The organism is Mesorhizobium sp. B2-4-12 (assembly GCF_006441575.1).
Taxonomy (GTDB): Bacteria; Pseudomonadota; Alphaproteobacteria; order Rhizobiales; family Rhizobiaceae; genus Mesorhizobium.
The window spans coordinates 41048-59677 of sequence record NZ_VFVC01000026.1; the positions used below are offsets into that span (position 1 = coordinate 41048).

15 protein-coding genes are annotated in these 18630 nt (G+C 60.2%); 6 read left to right on the top strand and 9 right to left on the bottom strand.

Features of this window, described 5'->3' with window-relative positions; translation table 11 throughout:
* Positions 1 to 131: 131 nt before the first annotated feature.
* Complete coding sequence (locus FJ934_RS16715) at positions 132 to 2312, bottom strand: EAL domain-containing protein (protein ID WP_246671533.1); 2181 nt, start codon at positions 2310 to 2312, stop codon at positions 132 to 134.
* A 620-nt stretch (positions 2313 to 2932) separates the two neighbouring features.
* Here FJ934_RS16715 and FJ934_RS16720 point away from each other — a divergent pair.
* Positions 2933 to 3526 carry a GNAT family N-acetyltransferase gene (locus FJ934_RS16720; protein WP_140610692.1) on the top strand — a complete coding sequence of 198 codons (594 nt, stop codon included), beginning with the start codon at positions 2933 to 2935 and terminating at the stop codon, positions 3524 to 3526.
* Between the two features lie 12 nt (positions 3527 to 3538).
* Here FJ934_RS16720 and FJ934_RS16725 read toward each other — a convergent pair whose 3' ends face one another.
* Positions 3539 to 4732, bottom strand: a complete 1194-nt coding sequence (locus FJ934_RS16725; protein WP_140610693.1) for an acetate/propionate family kinase — start codon at positions 4730 to 4732, stop codon at positions 3539 to 3541.
* Positions 4733 to 4893: 161 nt separating this feature from the next.
* Between FJ934_RS16725 and FJ934_RS16730 the strand changes: the two genes are divergently transcribed.
* Together FJ934_RS16730 and FJ934_RS16735 are read left to right on the top strand one after the other, a co-directional pair.
* Positions 4894 to 7290: a phosphoketolase family protein gene (locus FJ934_RS16730; RefSeq protein ID WP_140610694.1), complete on the top strand. Its 2397-nt coding sequence runs from the start codon at positions 4894 to 4896 to the stop codon at positions 7288 to 7290.
* Between the two features lie 4 nt (positions 7291 to 7294).
* The gene (locus FJ934_RS16735; RefSeq protein ID WP_140610695.1) at positions 7295 to 7726 is read left to right on the top strand and encodes a potassium channel family protein; all 432 of its coding nucleotides are present in this window, start codon (positions 7295 to 7297) and stop codon (positions 7724 to 7726) included.
* A 100-nt stretch (positions 7727 to 7826) separates the two neighbouring features.
* On the opposite strand, the gene hemA is transcribed toward FJ934_RS16735, so the two are convergent.
* The 5 genes from hemA to FJ934_RS16760 form a co-directional block, all read right to left on the bottom strand.
* Entirely contained in the window at positions 7827 to 9104 is a 1278-nt protein-coding gene (hemA, locus tag FJ934_RS16740; RefSeq protein WP_140610696.1) for a 5-aminolevulinate synthase, read from the bottom strand.
* A 138-nt stretch (positions 9105 to 9242) separates the two neighbouring features.
* Positions 9243 to 9887, bottom strand: coding sequence for a helix-turn-helix domain-containing protein (locus FJ934_RS16745; protein WP_140610697.1), 645 nt, complete (start codon positions 9885 to 9887; stop codon positions 9243 to 9245).
* A gap of 278 nt (positions 9888 to 10165) precedes the next feature.
* Positions 10166 to 10612: a pyridoxamine 5'-phosphate oxidase family protein gene (locus tag FJ934_RS16750; protein ID WP_140610698.1), complete on the bottom strand. Its 447-nt coding sequence runs from the start codon at positions 10610 to 10612 to the stop codon at positions 10166 to 10168.
* A gap of 105 nt (positions 10613 to 10717) precedes the next feature.
* Positions 10718 to 11125, bottom strand: a complete 408-nt coding sequence (locus FJ934_RS16755) for a hypothetical protein (protein WP_181165648.1) — start codon at positions 11123 to 11125, stop codon at positions 10718 to 10720.
* 3 nt (positions 11126 to 11128) lie between these two features.
* Positions 11129 to 11566, bottom strand: a complete 438-nt coding sequence (locus tag FJ934_RS16760) for a DUF2267 domain-containing protein (protein ID WP_140610699.1) — start codon at positions 11564 to 11566, stop codon at positions 11129 to 11131.
* Between the two features lie 310 nt (positions 11567 to 11876).
* Here FJ934_RS16760 and FJ934_RS16765 point away from each other — a divergent pair, with 310 nt between their 5' ends.
* Positions 11877 to 12143 (top strand): hypothetical protein, encoded by a 267-nt coding sequence (locus tag FJ934_RS16765; RefSeq protein ID WP_246671534.1) that lies wholly within the window; start codon positions 11877 to 11879, stop codon positions 12141 to 12143.
* A 97-nt stretch (positions 12144 to 12240) separates the two neighbouring features.
* Here the strand turns inward: FJ934_RS16765 and fixJ are convergent, their stop codons facing one another.
* Positions 12241 to 12855 carry a response regulator FixJ gene (gene fixJ, locus FJ934_RS16770; RefSeq protein WP_140610700.1) on the bottom strand — a complete coding sequence of 205 codons (615 nt, stop codon included), beginning with the start codon at positions 12853 to 12855 and terminating at the stop codon, positions 12241 to 12243.
* Complete coding sequence (locus FJ934_RS16775; protein WP_181165649.1) at positions 12842 to 14887, bottom strand: PAS domain S-box protein; 2046 nt, start codon at positions 14885 to 14887, stop codon at positions 12842 to 12844. Before FJ934_RS16775 ends, fixJ begins: the two co-directional genes overlap by 14 nt.
* A gap of 182 nt (positions 14888 to 15069) precedes the next feature.
* On the opposite strand from FJ934_RS16775, the gene FJ934_RS16780 reads away from it, so the two are divergent.
* Together FJ934_RS16780 and mgtA are read left to right on the top strand one after the other, a co-directional pair.
* Complete coding sequence (locus tag FJ934_RS16780) at positions 15070 to 15882, top strand: universal stress protein (RefSeq protein WP_140610721.1); 813 nt, start codon at positions 15070 to 15072, stop codon at positions 15880 to 15882.
* Positions 15883 to 15959: 77 nt separating this feature from the next.
* Complete coding sequence (gene mgtA / locus FJ934_RS16785) at positions 15960 to 18566, top strand: magnesium-translocating P-type ATPase (protein ID WP_140610722.1); 2607 nt, start codon at positions 15960 to 15962, stop codon at positions 18564 to 18566.
* Positions 18567 to 18630 lie beyond the last annotated feature (64 nt).

The following is an 18630-nucleotide window of genomic DNA, read 5'->3' on the forward strand; positions in this document are numbered from 1 at the left end:
AGGTCGCAAAGACGTCTCCTTGGTGCCGATAAAGCGGACATCCATCCGTTTCCAGGGCTGACATCCAACAACCGACCCCGTGCGACTTGCAGCCTAGGAAGGCCAACCCACCTAGCGTCTGCGTACCGGGCCTACGAGGCCTTTCGCCATCCTTCCCCGGCGATCCAGCTCACCAGTTGGTCAGCGGGCATCGGCCGGGCGAAGGCGTATCCCTGCAGGATGTCGCAGCCCAATTCTCTCAGAATCCGGGCTTGCTCGATCGTCTCGACGCCCTCGGCGACGACTTTAATGCCAAGAGACCGTCCTATGTCGATGATGGAGGCAACCAGGCGCCGCTGTTCCGGCATGTGCGCGATGGGGTTGATAAGCTGACGATCGATCTTGAAGTGGCGCGGCTTGAGCTTGAGCAGGCTGACGATCGATGTATGGCCGGTGCCAAAATCGTCTATGTCGATGCCAATGCCCATATCCCTGATTGCATCGATATTCCATGCGACCCCATCGTCAAATTCGTCGAGGAAAATTGACTCGAGGAATTCAAACGAAATTGCGCCCGGCCTAATATTGAGTTCGCGAAGGCCTGGAATTAGGCGATCATCGCTCAGGCGTCGGAACGAGACATTGACCGATACGGTCGGCACTGCAATGCCTTGGGATTGCCATTGGTCGAGATCGAGCATTGCTTGCTGCAGGATGCTGCGATCAATCGCAGCCAAGACATTGAGATCCTCGGCGATCCTGAGGAACCGGATCGGAGCTAAGATGCCCTCCGTAGGATGATGCCAGCGCACAAGCGCTTCGACCCCAATGATGTCGAGGGAAGTCGCGTTGAGGAGCGGCTGATAATAGGGGTGGAATTCGCCCCGCTCGATACCGCTGAGAATTTCGTCGGCCATATGCTTGGTCGATTCAATTTCACTTTGCAGTGCCTTTGAAAAGAATTCATGGCGGTTGCGGCCGCGACCCTTAGCCCGATAGAGCGCGATGTCGGCGTTTATCAGCACGCGAAGCGCATCGAAGTCCGCGCCCGTCTCAAGGGCAATTCCTATGCTTGCGCCCAAGCGGCAGAAGTGCCCCTCGTATGGCACCGGCTGTCGGATCTCGGTGATGATCTGATCGGCAAGACCGGCGAGGCGATGGGCGTCTGCATCATTGAAACAGACTATGACGAATTCGTCGCCACCGACGCGCGCGACGAAATGCTGCCCTCCGACCTTGGCATTTAGAAGCCGGGCAACGTGAACCAGCACGGCATCGCCGGCCGCGTGTCCCAGCGTATCGTTAATCTGCTTGAAGCGATCCAGATCGATGTGGAGCAATGCCAAACCATCGCCTGGGAGTCGCGACCGGTTGCGGTACTGGTTCAAGATTTGGTCAAGGTACCGCCGGTTGGGGAGGCCGGTCAGCGCATCATGGAGGGCCTGGGTTTCGATCCGGACCTTGGCGGCTTCCAGTTCGACGTTGCGAGCCTCGGCAAGTGCCTTTGCCGTCTTGAGCCTCTGTTCCAAGGCGACTTCGTCGGTGATGTCCCAGTTTGCGCCGATGAATTTTGGTGTTGCGCGATCGTCCTGAAAGTAAGTCGCGCGCGACATAAGAGTGCGGATTTCACCGTCGGCCCTGATGATGCGGAATTTCGCGTTGAATGTCCCCTTCTCCTTGATGGCGCGTGACATCGCCTCAAGGGTCTTTGCTGCATCTTCGGGGTGTAGGGCATTCTCCCAGTCGGCGGCGTGAAGGGATTTCCGCTCGCGCGGAATGCCAAAAATGTCATGCGCCCTGTCGTCCCAAAACAGCTCCCCAGTTGCCAGGTCGCCCTCGAACACCCCTATTTGGGAGGCGTCCAGCGCCACTTGCAGGCGGCGTTCGCTTTCCTTCAGTGCGGCCTCAGCGCGTTTTCGGCCGTCGATATTCACCGCCTGTACAGAGAGGTAACGAGCCTGATCCTCGTCGCCAGTCATCAGTGACACGGATGTCAAAGCCCAAATGATCTTGCCGTCCTTGCGGATATACCGTCGCTCTGCCTGATATCCATGGATCTTTCCGGCAATCAAATCTTCGGTCTGCGTGCGCGCTGTCGCCAGGTCGTCGGAATGAACGATTGTCGTGAAGTGGATTCCGACACATTCGTCGGGCCCGTACCCAAGAACATGGCTTCCGGCTCGATTGGCGTAAACGATCTTCCCGTCAGTATTGAAAAGGAAGGTCGGGATCGTGGCGTTTTCTACGAAATTGTGCAGCAGCGCCTCGCCCTTGCCGTGCCGGAAGGTCGTCACGCTTGACGCGTTCGAGACAGTTTCTGTTGCTTCGTCCACCCCAAGAGCATGCCATGCAAGTCTTAAGAATGACTCTCTTCGGCCGGTCTGGTACTATATGTTGGGTCAAAGCTCAGCCACTGACGGCATGCAGCGGGCGCTTGCATCGCCATCGATATTGGCCGCGGCACCTTGGGCCGTGTCGACAACCTTCTGCTAGACAATTTTGGCCAAGTGTGCGCCCGTCACCCCGGAAGTTCCTCAAAGCAATCCTTGAGCTCCTTTACATCACTGGCATCTTAAAAGTGAGCTGCATCGCCGGCCCGACGTGGGACGATCATCGGAGTCATTAGCGGAGGGCTCCTGATCGGCGTCATCAACAACTTGCTGACGTTGGCGCAGGTTCCGTCCTTTTACGTGCAGGCATCGACCGGTGCCGTTATCATAGCGGCCGCGGTGCTGACGACGATCGCAAGCCGACGCTCGGGCGGCGTGCGAACCCGAACCTGAGAGTCTACAAACCGGGTTGGAGATGGCGCTAGTCCTCGTCCTGGTCGGTAGGTTCGCCAGACCATAAGAGAGCCGCATGCGCATCGACTTCGAGGCAGGCTTCGGCTTGAGAGGGAACTTTCTACCCAAGGTCCTGTCTTTTGCGCTAGCTCAAGGCAGCGAAGCCTGCGGTGGCTTATGGGAGGTTCTATCGCGCCATCTGCAAAGGGCGCTGTCGCTACCGAAAGGCTATTCAAATGGACGCTCAATCTTGGGAAATCACCACGCGCACTGGCCTCAAACTGCATGTGCGAACCGCGGGTGCACGCGACGAGGCCGTTCTCGATCAACTCTTCCATCAAGCTCGCAATGACGATCTGCACTTCCGTTTCCTGTCTGGCCAAAAAGCTGTCAGGCCCGAACAGATCCATGCAATGATCGATGTCGATCATCGCACGACCGAGACCTATATCGGCTTTATCGCCGGCAGCAAGCTCGCGGTCACGACGGCCATGCTGGCCTGCGACCGGCACGGCCGCCGTGGCGAAGTCGCCGTCTCGGTGCGCGCGGACTACAGGGACTGCGGCATCGGATGGGAGATGCTGTCCTTTGTCGCCAAGCAGGCGGAGAGGAGCGGTCTGGCAGCGATCGAGTCGATCGAAAGCCGAGACAATCACGACGCCATCGAGCTTGAGCGAAATATGGGCTTCGTCGTTCGTTCCTACCCGGACGACCCTACGCTGGTGCTGGTCACAAAGCAGCTCGGCAATCAAGCCGCCTTATAGTCGAAGTTTTGGCTACGCATGAAAGTCGGGCCGGATCGCCTCTAAAGCATGCCGGGCAATCATCGCTTCCTCGTCGGTCGCGACCACGCGAACCTCGACACGACTTGCCGGCGTGCTGATTTTCCCGTCATTGCGGGCGTTTGCGTCCAGATCGAGTTCGATGCCCAGCCATTGCAGCCTCCGGCAGACGAGTTCGCGCACGCGCGGCGCGTGCTCACCAATGCCCGCCGTAAAGATCAGGCCGTCCAGGCCGCCGAGTGAACTGACCAGCGCTCCGGATTCACGCGCAATCCGGTAGCAGAACAGTTCGATCGCGTCGGCAGCGGCGGCGTCGGTGCTGGCGAGCAGCTTGCGCATGTCGCTGGAGATGCCGCCGGAAACGCCAAGCAGGCCACTCCGGCGATAGAGCAGATCCTCGACATCGCTCACGCCCATGCCCCGTTGTTGCAGCAGATGAAGGATAATGCCGGGGTCGAGACTGCCGGGTCGCGTTCCCATGATCAGGCCGTCAAGTGTGCTGAACCCCATCGTGGTGTCGACGCTTGCGCCTCCGCGCAAAGCACACAAGCTCGCGCCATTGCCCAAATGCGCGATGATGACGCGCGCCTTGGCCAATTGCGGAGCAATCTCTGACAAGCGACCTGCAATATATTCGTAGGAAAGGCCGTGAAAGCCGTAACGCCTGAGGCCCGCTGCCTCAAACTCACGGGGGAGCGCGAAGCGCTTAGCCACTGCTGGCATGGTGTGGTGGAAGGCAGTGTCAAAGCACACTACCTGGGGCAGGGCGGGACGCACCATGGCAATGGCTCGGATCGGCGCAATGTTCTGCGGCTCGTGCAGCGGCGCCAGTGGGGTCAGATCGTCCAGCGCCATCAGAAGATCCGGAGTGACCAGCTCCGGTCTCAAATGGTCGGGCCCGCCATGCACGATCCGGTGGCCAACCACTACGACGCGATAGTTGGCGGCATGGCCTTCAATCCAATCGATAACCTTTTCCAACAGGGACTGGAAGTCGCCGGCGGCGTCGGGCCAGGTCTGATTGGCCGACACGGCCGCAGCCTCGCCCGTTACTTTCAGTCGCGGGCTGGTGTTGATTTCCTCAATCTCGCCGCGAAACGCCGGGGCCAAGCGATCTCCATCGTCAGCAAACAATGCGAATTTGAGACTGGATGAACCGGCATTCAGCGTCAGGATCGCGTCAGCCATCGTCTCGATCTCCTAATGCGCGACCTGCCCGGCTCGCGAATTGCAATCCTTGACCGACATCAAGGCGATCGGCGGGACGGAGTTCCACAAATGGCGAACCTTAGTGGAACCGACTCTCAACGGTCATGTTCATCTGGCTATTGTGTCTACGGAGAACGCAAATGACGAGCGAAAACAGAACCCGAGCGCGTGCCAAGTCTCTGTCGCCGGAACAGATGAACCTCATGAATGCCTGGTGGCGCGCGGCCAATTATCTGGCCGTCGGACAAGTTTATCTCCTCGACAACCCGCTGCTCCACGAGCCGTTCAGCATGAAGGACGTCAAGCCGCGCCTTCTGGGCCACTGGGGCACGACACCTGGCCTCAACTTCATCTACGTCCATCTGAACAGGATCATCAAGGAGCGCGACGAGAGTGTCCTTTTCATTGCGGGACCGGGTCACGGCGCGCCCGGTGTGATCGCCAACACTTGGCTGGAGGGTACTTACAGCGAGCTCTATCCCAACGTCTCGCAGGATGAAGCCGGCATGCGCCATCTATTCCGGCAATTCTCCTTCCCGGGCGGCATCCCGAGCCATGCAGCCCCCGATACTCCAGGCTCGATTCACGAGGGTGGAGAACTCGGCTATTCCCTGTCGCATGCATTCGGCGCCGTCTTCGACAATCCGAACTTGATTGCCGCATGTGTGGTGGGAGACGGGGAGGCCGAGACGGGGCCGCTCGCGACCTCCTGGCACGGAACCAAATTCCTCAATCCGACCAGTGACGGGGCGGTCCTCCCCATCCTGCATCTCAATGGCTACAAGATCGCCAACCCGACCGTCCTTGCGCGCATCAGTCCTGCCGAATTGGAGGCGCTGTTCAAGGGCTATGGCTATCGCCCGATCTTCGTCGAAGGCGATGAACCCGCCGATATGCACCAGAAGATGGCGGCAGCGCTCGACGACGCCTTTGCCGACATCGGCGAGATCCAGCGAAATGCACGTGAAGGCGGCGAGGTGAGGCGGCCGATCTGGCCGATGGTCGTGTTGCGATCGCCGAAAGGCTGGACAGGACCAAAGACCGTGGACGGGAAAAAGGCCGAAGGGTTCTGGCGCTCGCACCAGGTGCCGTTCACCATGGGCAAGCCCGAGCATCTCGGCCTGCTCGAGGAATGGCTGCGCAGCTACCGCGCCGAGGAGCTTTTCGACGAGGCCGGCCGTCTACGTGCCGAGATAGCCGCATTGGCGCCGACCGGCGAACGACGCATGAGCGCCAATCCGCATGCCAATGGCGGCGCGCTGATGCGTCCGCTGCAATTGCCGGATTTCAGGAATTATGCGGTGACGGTCGCGCGCCCAGGCGGCTCTGAAGCCGAGACGACACGGCTTACCGGCGCCTTCCTGCGCGATGTCATGAAGGCCAATGCGGAGTGGCGCAATTTCAGGGTCTTTGGTCCCGACGAGACGGCGTCTAATCGACTTCAGGATTTGTTCGAGGTGACGGATCGAGCCTGGGACGCCGAGACACTCAGCTATGACGATCACCTTTCGCCGACAGGCAGGGTGATGGAAATCCTGAGCGAGCACACCTGCCAGGGTTGGCTCGAGGGTTATCTGCTGACCGGGCGGCACGGCTTCTTTTCGTGTTACGAGGCTTTCATCCACATCGTGGATTCCATGTTCAACCAGCACGCCAAATGGCTCAAAGCCTCGAAGGAGATTGCCTGGCGGCGGCCGATCGCGTCTCTAAACTATCTTCTTACGTCCCACGTCTGGCGCCAGGACCATAACGGCTTCAGCCATCAGGATCCGGGCTTCGTCGATCATGTCGTGAACAAGAAGGCCGATATCGTTCGCGTCTATTTTCCGCCAGACGCAAATACGTTGCTTTATGTCACGGACCACTGCCTGCGCAGTTGGAACCGCGTGAACGTCATTGTCGCCGGCAAGCAGCCGCAACCCCAGTGGCTTGAGATGGACCAGGCAATCAAGCACTGCACCGCCGGCGTTGGCATCTGGGAATGGGCCAGCAACGATCGTGGCGATGATCCCGATGTCGTGATGGCCTGCTGTGGCGATGTGCCGACCCTGGAGACACTGGCCGCGGTGGACCTGCTTCGCACGCACCTGCCGAAACTGAAGGTTCGCGTCGTCAACGTGGTCGACCTGATGACCCTGCAGCCCAAAAGCGAGCACCCACACGGTCTCTCGGATGCCGACTTCGACGAACTCTTCACCAAGGACCGCCCGATCATTTTTGCCTATCACGGCTACCCCTGGCTGATCCATCGGCTGGCCTACAAGCGTACCAACCATGAAAACATGCATGTTCGTGGATACAAGGAGGAGGGCACCACCACGACGCCATTCGATATGGCCGTGCGCAATGACATCGATCGCTTTCATCTGGCGATGGATGTCATCGATCGCGTCGGCTCGCTGGGCTCGACCGCTGCGTATGCGAAGCAGGCATTCCGCGACAGCCTGATCGAACACAAGCAATACATAGTCGAACATGGAGCCGATATGCCTGAGGTCAGCGGCTGGCGTTGGCCGGACCCGGCTCGCGCTTCCTGAGCCGATGTTTGCGGATCTCGCAACGGGTACGGTCATCATCGGTCTGACCGTGCTTATCCACACCTTCGGCCTGATGGCGATTACGAGGGCAATGGCCAAGCTGGTCGTGCATTTCCGCATGCATGGCAGCCGGGGCCGGGTGATCGCCATGATTACTGTCGTGATGGGGCTGTTTGCGGTGCTCACCGCGGAGATATGGCTGTGGGCGGGATGCTACAGGCTGTTAGGCGTTCTTCCCGATTTCGAGACTGCGCTGTACTTTTCAACAGTCACGTTTTCGACCATTGGCTATGGCGATATCGTCCCAGCCAATGGCTGGCGCATGCTGGCTGCCCTTGAAGGGATCAATGGGTTTCTGCTGATCGGCTGGTCGACCGCTTATCTGATAGCAGCCGGAACCAGGGTTGGACCTTTCCGGGCCGGGGAACATTTCTAGGTTGCCCTGCTTGCGCCTACCCAGGCGCCAATTTGTCTTGGCCATTCTCGCGGAGGTTTGGGGGAGCTTTGAACATGGGAGGTTGTCTCGGCAGTGATACTTAGCCGCCCGACTTGGGCACCAGCAGCGGAATGATGCGGTCGCTTTTGGCGACCGAGGGCCGTCCGGCCGAGCCGTAGGGAATGCCGAGTGCATCCCAGGTCTCGACCAGCGCGTCCTGCAGTTCGGCGATCAGCGCGTCCGAATGGAACGGCGTTGGCGTGATGCGTAGCCGCTCCGTGCCGCGCGGCACGGTCGGATAGTTGATTGGCTGGATGTAGAGGCCGTGGACGCCGAGCAGGCGGTCGCTGGCCATCTTGCACAGCTCCGGATCGCCAACCAGCAGCGGCACGATGTGGGTCGGAGAGTCCATCACCGGCAGGCCGGCAGCCGACAGGATCTGCTTGGTGCGGCTCGCCTGCTGCTGCTGGGCCTCGCGCTCGGCCTGCGATTGCTTGAGATGGCGGATCGAGGTGGTGGCCGCGGCGGCGATCGCCGGCGGCAGCGCCGTGGTGAAGATGAAGCCCGGCGCATAGGAGCGCACGGCGTCGATGACGGCACTGGTGCCGGTGATGTAGCCGCCCAGCGTGCCGAACGCCTTGGCGAGCGTGCCTTCGATGATGTCGATGCGGTCGGCCAGGCCTTCACGCTCGGTGATGCCGCCGCCGCGCGGTCCGTACATGCCGACAGCATGGACCTCGTCGATATAGGTCATGGCGTTGTAGCGCTCGGCGAGCTCGACGATCTCTCTGATCGGCGCGATGTCGCCATCCATCGAATAGACGCTTTCGAAAACGATCAGCTTGGCGCGTTCGCGCCCCGCCGCCTGCAGCAGGCTTTCCAGATGCGCGACGTCATTGTGGCGGAAGATTTTCTTCTCGGCGCCCGAGCGCCGCACGCCCTCGATCATCGAGGCATGGTTCAACTCGTCCGAGATGATCAGGCAATTGGGCAAGAGCCGCGCGATGGTCGAGATCGACGCTTCGTTGGAGACGAAGCCGGAGGTGAATACCAGGGCCGCTTCCTTGCCGTGCAGGTCGGCAAGCTCGTGCTCGAGCTCGACCAGCGGGTTGGAGGTGCCCGAAATGTTACGGGTGCCGCCGGCGCCGGAGCCCATCTTGCCGGCCGCGTTCTGGAACGCGGCGATGACGTCGGCGTGCTGCCCCATACCGAGATAGTCATTGGAACACCAGACGGTGATTTCCTCGGCGCGGCCGTTGGAACGCCAGATGGCGCGCGGAAACTTGCCCGCGATACGCTCGAGGTCGGCGAAGACGCGGTAGCGACGCTCGGCATGGAGCTGGTCGATCGCTTCTTCGAAGAACCGCTGGTAATTCATGAGTTCGTCCCCTGATCGCAAAGTTTTCGGCTGGTCCGGGCTATAAATTAGACGACGATTCTCATGCCGCTTTGATTTCCATCAAGGGCAGAGCCTTTCACGCGCAGTTGAGCGGTCGGCGGTGAGATGGATCAAATGTCATTCGCTGATGTTGCGCAGGGCCTCGTATCTGACGATCTCGACATTGCGCAGGCCATGCAGTCGGATCATGCCCTTGTCCTTCAGCTTGGTGAACACGCGCGACACGGTCTCGATGGTGAGGCCCAGATAGTCGCCGATATCCATCCGCGACATTGGCAGTTCGACCGGCTGCAGCCCACCCTGGCGCTCCGCCATGTCCAGGAGGAACGCCGCTACGCGTTCGACAGCAGTCTGGCGCCCGAGAACCAGCAGATGCTCCTGTGCCCGGGTCAGACCCTTCAGCGCAAGGGGGAGCAGTTGACGGGAGACGTCCGCGTCAGCCGCGAGCCGGATGGCGCGGACGCCGGTCGCCTTGATGGCTTCGGCAAAGAAATGATGCGTCGTGTCCGCTTCGAAGCCGAACGTCTCGCCGGCAAGGTGAAAGGCACTGATCTGCCGGCGGCCGTCGGCAAGCAGACGATAGATACGGACAGCCCCGAACTCGATCTGGTAGAAGGCTCCGGCCTTCTCGCCCTGGGCATAGATTTCCGAGCCGGCGGTATGGAAACTGACCGGCTGCGGCGCATTGTCGAATGCCGCAGGCGGGCTCATCCGTGCGGACTGCGAAGGCGGTGCAATTCGGGAGGCGGTGTAGGCGTGCATGGCTGTTTTCCCGGTTGATCCGTGTCACAGCAATCGCGCGAATCCACCTGTCGCGAAATTCGGTTATGTCCCTACGGGATATTACCTAGACTGGTTGGCAGCGTCACTCCCCTCGACGCGTGCGCCGCGCGGGCGGCCTCGAACCCTGGGCCATGACCGCCCCGGACGATTTCGATGGCATCGCGCCTCCCGCATGGGCTGGCAAGGGCGCAGCATTGACGGTCCTGAGCGGAAATACCAGGATACCCGCAATGTGCCGCTGCTCCCGCCTGCCCGCCTTAGTCCTTGGCCTCTCGACCGGACACTCGCTCCACGGAAATTCTGAAGAATACGTGAGGGGCGCTATCCGATACCGGCGGCGAGACCGGCTTAAGGCCGCCAGGCTCCCACCAGTCGGTGTGCTTGCTCAGCATCGTCCAGGCATGATCCCGCTCCAGCTTGTGGCCGAGGCGGTCCGGCAGTTCCTGGAAACGACCCTCGACAACCACGCTTTTCCAGTTTCTTCCTTCGCCGCGTTCGCCGATTTGAACGCAAACCAGCGGGTTCGCGCGCATGTAGACGATCTTCCTGCCCGGCATGGAAAACGCATAAAGATGGTTGTCGGCGTGCGCGTAGTGGACTGGCACGACATAAGGTTGCCCATCTTTCGAGCACGCCAGATGGCCCACACGATTGGCGGTCAGCAGCTTCGTACACTCCAGGGCGGAAAGAGTTCGAATGAGCATCGGTGCGATCTCCTATCTTCATGATTATCGAAATTCGTCACGTCGGCGCGGGCGCCGGCAGATTTTCGCCTACCTATCGTATGACGTGCCGGCTGGCTGCCTCGGTCAGGCCAGCCACGGCCCCTTCGTCCGAAACGCGCGCTTTCCGGCAACCGACAAGGGCTTTCGATTGCCCCGATAGACCAGGCGCCGACGTTCCAGTTCCGGGCGTTCAGCACTGATCAAGGCAGCGAGAGCCGCATCGTCGAGTGCGTAGGTTTCTATGGTTTCCCGGTTGAGAACGACGTCTGGCGGCTCGCCATCCACAAGGGCCGCGACTGCGACTTGCGGGATGCCTGGTGCGCCAACCTTGCAGACGATGAGCAGGTCGAGAGGAGCATTACGTGCCCCAGCCACCTCCACCGCGACCGGAACGCCGCCAAGCGGGACTGCCAGCACGACCGGTTTGTGCAATTGAAGCTTTGCCAACTCGGCGCCGAGCTTCTCTCCGGCATCCTTTCGGTCACGAAACATCGCTCAGTCCGCCGGCCAAAGTTGACGAAGCGACTTCTTCAGGGAGTTTCTCACCTGGACGATCTCTCCGTGCGATATGTGGCGTTCGAGAAGCGCGAAGACGGCATTGAGGGCGACGTCGAAATCGACATCGTCATCATAGCCGAAGCTTGCTCTGACGCTGGTGATGAAGTCGCGCTTCTTTCTTTCGCACACAGGCGTCGAGGATGGCTTCCAGCCGTCGAAGTAAACGCCGCGGATCAACATGGGCAGTTGTGCCGAAAGGTCGGCCATTTCTGCCGCCGGCAGCCAGTCCCGCAGCGTGTGCAGGACAGATCGCATCAACCGATAGGCACTCGGCTCGCTCCAGTTGAGATCCTTGGCGAGCTCCTTGACCCAATGCTCCGCCTGCTGCGAAGCGTGACTAAATCCGCCAAAGGAAAAATGGGACAAATGGGTCATCGCGCGTGCTCCTCGAAGATCTCCCGCCAGTTTTCAATTTCTTCCCTGTCCACGCATTGCGTTGGATCAAGTCGTGTTATCCGCGGCGGCGATGCCTGGACTCGGCTGCACAAACGCGATCAGTTCGAAATGACCGATGAAATGACCCTGGACAAACTACCGCGACGCCGACCACTTCGGCTTTGGTGAGATAGGGCAAGCCGTTGGCCACTGCGCGCCGCATCTCGCGGCTGTCGGGTGTGCCGGCGGTGACCGGCTTCGGCTCAGCCGCGCCGGTGGCGTCCAAACAATGATGCGGTGGCTCACAAAAATGATTCAGATCAAGGCGGCGCTTGGTGCGCGTACGGATCATATGAAAATGTGGGAACCGATCCAAAGCGCTCCGTTTGACCGGGAGCTTGAACTGGCCGTCTTGGACGAAGACGGCGAGCATGCGCTTGTCTTTCCGTGCAAGAAGATCCTTGGGGGCTGGAAGAACGCCGCAAGCGGCGTGCGTGTCGAAATCCGGCCTACGCACTGGCGTAACTGGCAGAGAGCCGACAGGGCAATGACCGACCGGACGGCGAGCCAGCCTTAGAGCGGTTCAGCGTTCGATAGGGTCGATGATCCGTTCCAATTCTCTGCTCCGCGAAATTCCGGACGGAAAACCGCTATGCGCTTTTCCTGCAATTGCTCTAGTTCTTCGATTCGACGATCAAGGCCATGCGCACGAGATGCGAAAGGCTGCCGGCGCCCATTTTGCTCATGACATTGGCGCGATGAATTTCAACCGTGCGGGGGCTGATGCCCAGATCATAGGCGATGGTCTTGTTGGGCATGCCGGAGACAAGCCCATCGAGAACCTGCCGCTCCCGTTCCGACAGCGTCGACCGACGTCGTTGTATGTCGGCGGACTGGGGATGCGTGGCGTTCAGCTGATTGCTGTTATCCAAGGCGGAGCGGATCGCGCCGAGCAGGGCTTCGTCGTCGAAGGGTTTTTCGATAAAATCGGCAGCGCCTTCCTTCATTGCCTGAACCGCAAGCGCCACATCCGCGTGCCCGGTCATGACAATGACCGGCACTTTGTAACCTCGCTTCCTGAGTTCCCGCAGCAGGTCAATCCCATCGATGCCGGGCATGCGTACATCGGTCACGACGCAGCCTTCCAGGCGTTCGGTGGCGGCAGTCAAGAATGCCGTTGCCGATTCATGCAGGCGAACGGCAAAATGGGCAGTCGCCAGCAAAAAACCGAGCGACTTGCGAACATCCACATCGTCGTCAACAACATGCACGAGATCAATGGCGGCCACTGGCGACCTCTTCTTTTTCGATGATGCGCAAGGTGAATCGAAAGGCTGTTCCCCCGTCGGGCATAGGCTCGGCCCAGATGTGCCCACCGTGCGACTCCACGATGGTGCGGCAAATGGACAGCCCGACACCCATACCCTGCTTCTTGGTCGTTACAAATGGCTGGAAAAGTTGGGCGGAAACCTCCGGCGAAAGTCCGCTCCCCGTATCGATCACACTGACCTCCGCCATGCCGTCCGCTCGTGCGACGGTCGTAACGTGCAACTCGCGCCGCGGCGTGCTTTGCATGGCCTCCACCGCGTTGCGCATCAGGTTCAGCAGGACCTGCTGGATCTGGATGCGATCGGTCAGCACGAGTTCGGCTGCAGGATCAAGTTTGAAAGAGACTTTCAGGTCCATTTCCCTCGCGCCCACGAGTGCCAGGGATGAGGCCTCATCGATCAACGCGGGCAACCGTTCGACCTGGCGCTCGCTCTCGCCCCTCGCAACGAAGTCGCGAAGGTGTCGAATGACTTCACCGGCCCGAAGAGCTTGTTCGGCCGCCTTCTCGACAGCGTCGCGAAACATCGGGGCGTTCTCTTCCGTGCTCTTCTCGAGCAGCCTGCGGCTGCCTTTCAGGTAATTGGTAATGGCGGTGAGCGGCTGGTTGATCTCGTGCGCCAAGGTGGAGGCCATCTCTCCAAGCGCGGTAAACCGCGCCATATGGAGCAGTTCCATCTGCTGTTCCTGTATTCTCGCTTCTGCCCGGTGACGCTCCGTCAGATCGCGGCAGAAGCCGGTAAAGAACCGTCCGGTCCCAGGGTTCATTTCGCCCACGGCAAGCTCCATCGGGAAGGTGGAGCCATCCTTGCGCATACCGGTGACGGTGCGGCCGAGCCCAATGATCCGGCGTTCTCCCGTCGTGAGGTAGCGGTGCAGGTAGGCGTCGTGCTCGCCGCGATAGGGAGACGGCATCAAAATATTGACGTTCTGGCCGATGACTTCACTTGCCCGAAAACCGAACAATGTTTCGGCCGCGGTGCTGAAGGACTGAATGCGGCCTTGTTCATCGATGACGACCATCGCATCGGGCACCGTTGCCAGGATCGAGCGCAAATGGTCTTCGCGAAGCTGCAGGGCGGCATTGGCAAACGAAAGTTCGCTGACGTCATTGCCTTCGACAAAGATGGCTGTGATGCGGCCATTGTCGGCCCTGATCGGTTGGTAAACGAAATCCAGGATGCGCTCTTCGACGGCCTCGTCATTCTTGTTTTGCAAGATGATCTTGACCCCGCGGCCCCGGAACGGTTCGCCGGTCTGAAATACCTGGTCGAGCTGCTCGTAGAAGCCTTGCCCCTCCAGTTCCGGCAGGGCGTCGCGAACCGATTTGCCGATGACTTGTCGTTGCCCGATAAGGCGTTGGTAGGCTGTATTGGTCAGTTCGAAGATGTGACCTGGCTCGCGCAGCAGCGTCATGAAACCGGGAGCCTGGTCGAACATCAGCGCCAACTGCTCGAGTTCGGCCTGGGTCCGCCGATCGGCGCCGACGCGATCGGTGACCTCATTCACAAAACAGAGAACGCCGCCGATCGTGCCATCGTCGTCGACGACCGGCGAATACGAAATATCGAAATAGGCTTCCTCGCCATAACCATGTCGCTCCAGGTGGAACGGGCGAGCCTTTGCGACGACGGTTTCTCCGCTTTCGCGGACCTTGCGAAGCAGTGGTTCGAGGTCCGCCCACAACTCCGCGCGGCTTTCCACCGCGGGCCTGCCGTACGCTCGTGGGTGTTTTTCGCCGAGCGAAGAGATGTGGGCGTCATTGTACAGTGCGACATACTCCGGCCCCCAGAACAGTACGATCGGGACCTTTGCCGGCAGCATCGTGCATACTGTGGTTGTGAGCGTCCGGGACCATGACACGATTGGACCGATCGGCGACTTCGACCAGTCATGGGACATGATCAACCTGCCGATCTCGCTGTCTCCAAGTGACAATGCAGATCTCAGCATTGCCATGCCGTCGGACGAGATTGGTACTCCTTCGGTGTTCACATGAAGTTCCCGACGCGCAGAACAGCTCGGAGGCTGATCTATCATTCAATCGCTTGGTAATCACGCAAAACCAGCAACGGAATGTCTGTCGCAGGCCGATTCCGGGTTTGATGCGCATCAAGGCGCCGAGCGCGGATGAATGCACTGGATGCTGCGCTCAATCCCCTCGCGAGGTCGCCACAATGTCCTATAAGTCAATCGCCGTGAATCTTGCCGTGGATACGGCGCCCGATCCAATCCTGAAGGTTGCCGTTGACCTTGCCGATCGATTTGGCGCCCGCCTCATCGGCCTGGCCGCGGCTGATGTGCCGCCTCTCGTAACCACCGGCGACGGTTTGGTCTTCGAAGGCGAGATCATGCAGATCCAACGAGAGGAAATCGAAAGGCGACTGGGCGAACTCAAGTCCGCGTTCGCGAGACTGGTTCCAGCGTCGATCAACAGCGAATGGGGCCAAGCGGTCTGCAGCCCGACGCGTTTCCTCACGGTCTCGGCCCGCGCCGCCGATCTGCTCATCGTCGGAAGCGAGCAGAAGGGCAATGTGTATCGGGCCGTGGATTTCGGCAGCCTTGCACTTGGTGCCGGCCGGCCCGTCCTTGTCTGCGCGAACAATGTCGAAGTCGTGCCGATAAAGGCCGTGCTCCTCGCCTGGAAGGACACGAGGGAAGCCCGGCGGGCGGTTTCGGATGCATTGCCTATGATGGCGAAGGCGGATGACGTGGTCGTCGCGAACATGGATACGGATCATGACGGCAGTATCCGCAACAGCCTGGACGATGTCATCGCCTTCCTCAGCGTTCACGGCGTCAAGGCACGCTCTCAACTCATCGCGGGCGAGGGGGATGGCGAGCAACTGCTGGAATTCGCACGATCGATCCACGCCGATCTGATAGTTTCGGGCGCATACGGTCATAGCCGGCTGCGAGAATGGGCCTTTGGCGGCGTCACGCGGACATTGCTCGAAGACAGCGGCATCAACCGTCTCCTTTCCTACTGATGTTCTCTCGTCATGCACGCAGCCTGCTGCCGGCCAACCCAGCGATCTGGATTGGCCGGCAGCAAAGGAAAGGTAACATGCTGTCCGCCCCCGCTTCGATAGGCATCGTAAGTCCGCAAGGCGCCTACTGGTCGATCGAGAGCAGCGAGCTGTTGCAGCGTCTGCAAGCGTCGGCGACGGGGCTAGCGAGCGCCGAAGTCGAAGCGCGGCTCGCCAAAATCGGCCGGAACAGTCCGACATCGCAAATCAGCTCTTCGGCGCTGAGCCTGTTCGGCCGGCAATTTCGCAGCCCGCTCGTTCTCATCCTCATCTTTGCCGCCGTCGTTTCGGCGTTCGTTGGAGATGGCCAGGAGGCCGCGATCATCGGCGTGATCGTGTTGGCGAGCTGCGCGCTGAGCTTCACGCAGGAATACGGCGCCTCGCGGGCGACGCAAGCACTGAAACAGCGCATTTCGCGCAAGGCGGCCGTCTTGCGCGACAATGCCGAGCGCTCCGTCGATGCCGAGGGGATCGTACCGGGCGACATAGTGCGGCTCTCGGCCGGGAATCTGATTCCAGCGGATGGTGTCCTCCTCGAGACCTGTGATTTCAATGTCAGCGAGGCCGTGCTCACCGGCGAGACATTTCCGGCCGTGAAGGCACCGGGGCGATCGGCGCCGGATGCTCCCATTGCCCAGCGCTCAAACGCGGTGTTCACAGGCACGTCGGTGCGCAGCGGGACCGCCACCATGCTGGCCGTAAATACCGGAAGCCGAACCGAGTTCGCCTCCATAGCCGCGGCTCTGGAACGGAATATTCCTGAAACAGAGTTTGCCAAGGGGATCAGGCGGTTCGGCTACCTGATGACCGAGATAATGCTGGCAATCGTCATCATTGTTTTCTTTGCCAATCTGCTGCTGCAACGGCCCTTGATCGAGTCCCTGCTGTTTTCCCTGGCTCTGGCGGTCGGCCTCACGCCGGAACTGCTCCCGGCCATCATCAGTGTGACGCTGGCCAAAGGCGCGCGCGCCATGGCGGCAAATGGGGTCATCGTGCGGCGTCTCGACGCGATCGAAAACCTGGGCAGCATGGATCTGCTTTGCACCGACAAGACCGGAACCTTGACGGAAGGGGTTATCCATCTTGACGGATGGGTTGACGTCGATGGCAAACCGTCGGCCGACATCCTGCTTTGGGCGCGTCTCAATGCGTGCCTGCAGACCGGGCTGAAAAACCCATTGGATGAAGCGATAGCAGCAGCACAAGGTGGCGGCTCCAATCAGGAAGCCTTCATCAAAGTCGATGAAATTCCGTATGATTTCATTCGCAAGAGGCTGTCGGTCATCGTGCGCGGCAAAGGAGCTGACGACCTTCTGATCTGCAAGGGCGCGGTTCAGAATGTGCTTGAGGCCTGCAGCTCGGTTCGTACCGCGAAGGGGTCGGAACCGCTTGGTCCCGAGCAGCGCGACGCAATCGAGGCGAAGTTCCGCGGTTGGAGCGCCGATGGCTACCGTGTGCTCGGCGTGGCTGTTCGTGAGCACGAAAAGCGGGCACATTGCACCAGATACGACGAGGTTGCACTCGCCTTCGTGGGTTTCCTGCTCTTCCTTGATCCGCCCAAGGCTGGGGTGCGCGAAACGCTGGCGGCACTCGGTCATCGCGGTATCGCGGTGAAGGTCATCTCCGGGGACAATCGCTACGTCGCAGCACACCTTGCCGACGCGGTGGGGCTGCGCTCGGATCGCATCATGACAGGCGAGGATCTGGCAAAGCTCACCAAGGGCGCACTCTTCGGGCGTGCAAAAAACACGGACCTCTTTGTCGAAATCGATCCCAACCAGAAGGAACGCATCGTCGAAGCCTTCAGAAGCCACGGACACGTCGTCGGCTACATGGGAGACGGCATCAATGACGCGCCGGCCCTCCACGAGGCCGACATCGGCATTTCGGTGCACACGGCCGTCGACGTCGCTAGGGAGGCCGCCGACATCATCCTTCTGAAGCAAGATCTGGGCGTCGTCGTGCGCGGAGTCGACGATGGGCGCAAGACGTTCGGCAACACGATGAAATATATCTCGATCACCACCAGCGCCAATTTCGGCAACATGATCAGCATGGCGGTCGCATCTTTGTTTCTGCCATTCCTGCCGATGCTGGCGACGCAGATCCTGCTCAACAATCTGCTCTCCAGCATTCCATCGCTGGCAATCGCCGCGGACAATGTCGATGCGGAGCAGACCAGCCGGCCGCGCCGATGGGACATCCACATCATCAGGCGCTTCATGATCAGCTTTGGTTTGCTGAGCTCCATGTTCGATTTCGCGACTTTTGCCTTTCTGTTGCTCGTCATTCACGCCGCCCCCGACGCATTCCGGACGGCGTGGTTCGTCGAGTCGCTAATGACCCAACTGGCGATCGTGCTGATCGTGCGCACGCACAAACCGTTCTGGGCAAGCCGCCCCGGCAAGGCGCTGGCCAGGCTGACCGTGGCGGTCGGCTTTGCGGCTGTCGTCATTCCCTATGTGCCGTTGTCAGCCGCATTTGGGTTCGTCCCGTTGCCGTTGACCGTCCTTTCCGGCCTTCTCGCAATCACGGCAACGTATCTGGGGGCATCCGAAGCCACCAAACGATGGTTCTTTGGACAGGAAATCCAGCGCCGGCGACACACGCGTGAGCGAGGCGTCGACGCTCGCCATGGAGCATGACGCAAGCACCTGAAACGCAAGGCTCGTTGTTCTCGGTCAAGACGATGGCGGCCCATACTGTGCT

Coding starts and splice junctions, on each gene's coding strand:
- FJ934_RS16725 (WP_140610693.1), bottom strand. CDS start 4,732: ATGGCTGACGCGATCCTGACGCTGAATGCCGGTTCATCCAGTCTCAAA.
- FJ934_RS16730 (WP_140610694.1), top strand. CDS start 4,894: ATGACGAGCGAAAACAGAACCCGAGCGCGTGCCAAGTCTCTGTCGCCG.
- FJ934_RS16735 (WP_140610695.1), top strand. CDS start 7,295: ATGTTTGCGGATCTCGCAACGGGTACGGTCATCATCGGTCTGACCGTG.
- hemA (WP_140610696.1), bottom strand. CDS start 9,104: ATGAATTACCAGCGGTTCTTCGAAGAAGCGATCGACCAGCTCCATGCC.
- FJ934_RS16745 (WP_140610697.1), bottom strand. CDS start 9,887: ATGCACGCCTACACCGCCTCCCGAATTGCACCGCCTTCGCAGTCCGCA.
- FJ934_RS16750 (WP_140610698.1), bottom strand. CDS start 10,612: ATGCTCATTCGAACTCTTTCCGCCCTGGAGTGTACGAAGCTGCTGACC.
- FJ934_RS16755 (WP_181165648.1), bottom strand. CDS start 11,125: ATGTTTCGTGACCGAAAGGATGCCGGAGAGAAGCTCGGCGCCGAGTTG.
- FJ934_RS16760 (WP_140610699.1), bottom strand. CDS start 11,566: ATGACCCATTTGTCCCATTTTTCCTTTGGCGGATTTAGTCACGCTTCG.
- FJ934_RS16765 (WP_246671534.1), top strand. CDS start 11,877: ATGATTCAGATCAAGGCGGCGCTTGGTGCGCGTACGGATCATATGAAA.
- FJ934_RS16780 (WP_140610721.1), top strand. CDS start 15,070: ATGTCCTATAAGTCAATCGCCGTGAATCTTGCCGTGGATACGGCGCCC.
- mgtA (WP_140610722.1), top strand. CDS start 15,960: ATGCTGTCCGCCCCCGCTTCGATAGGCATCGTAAGTCCGCAAGGCGCC.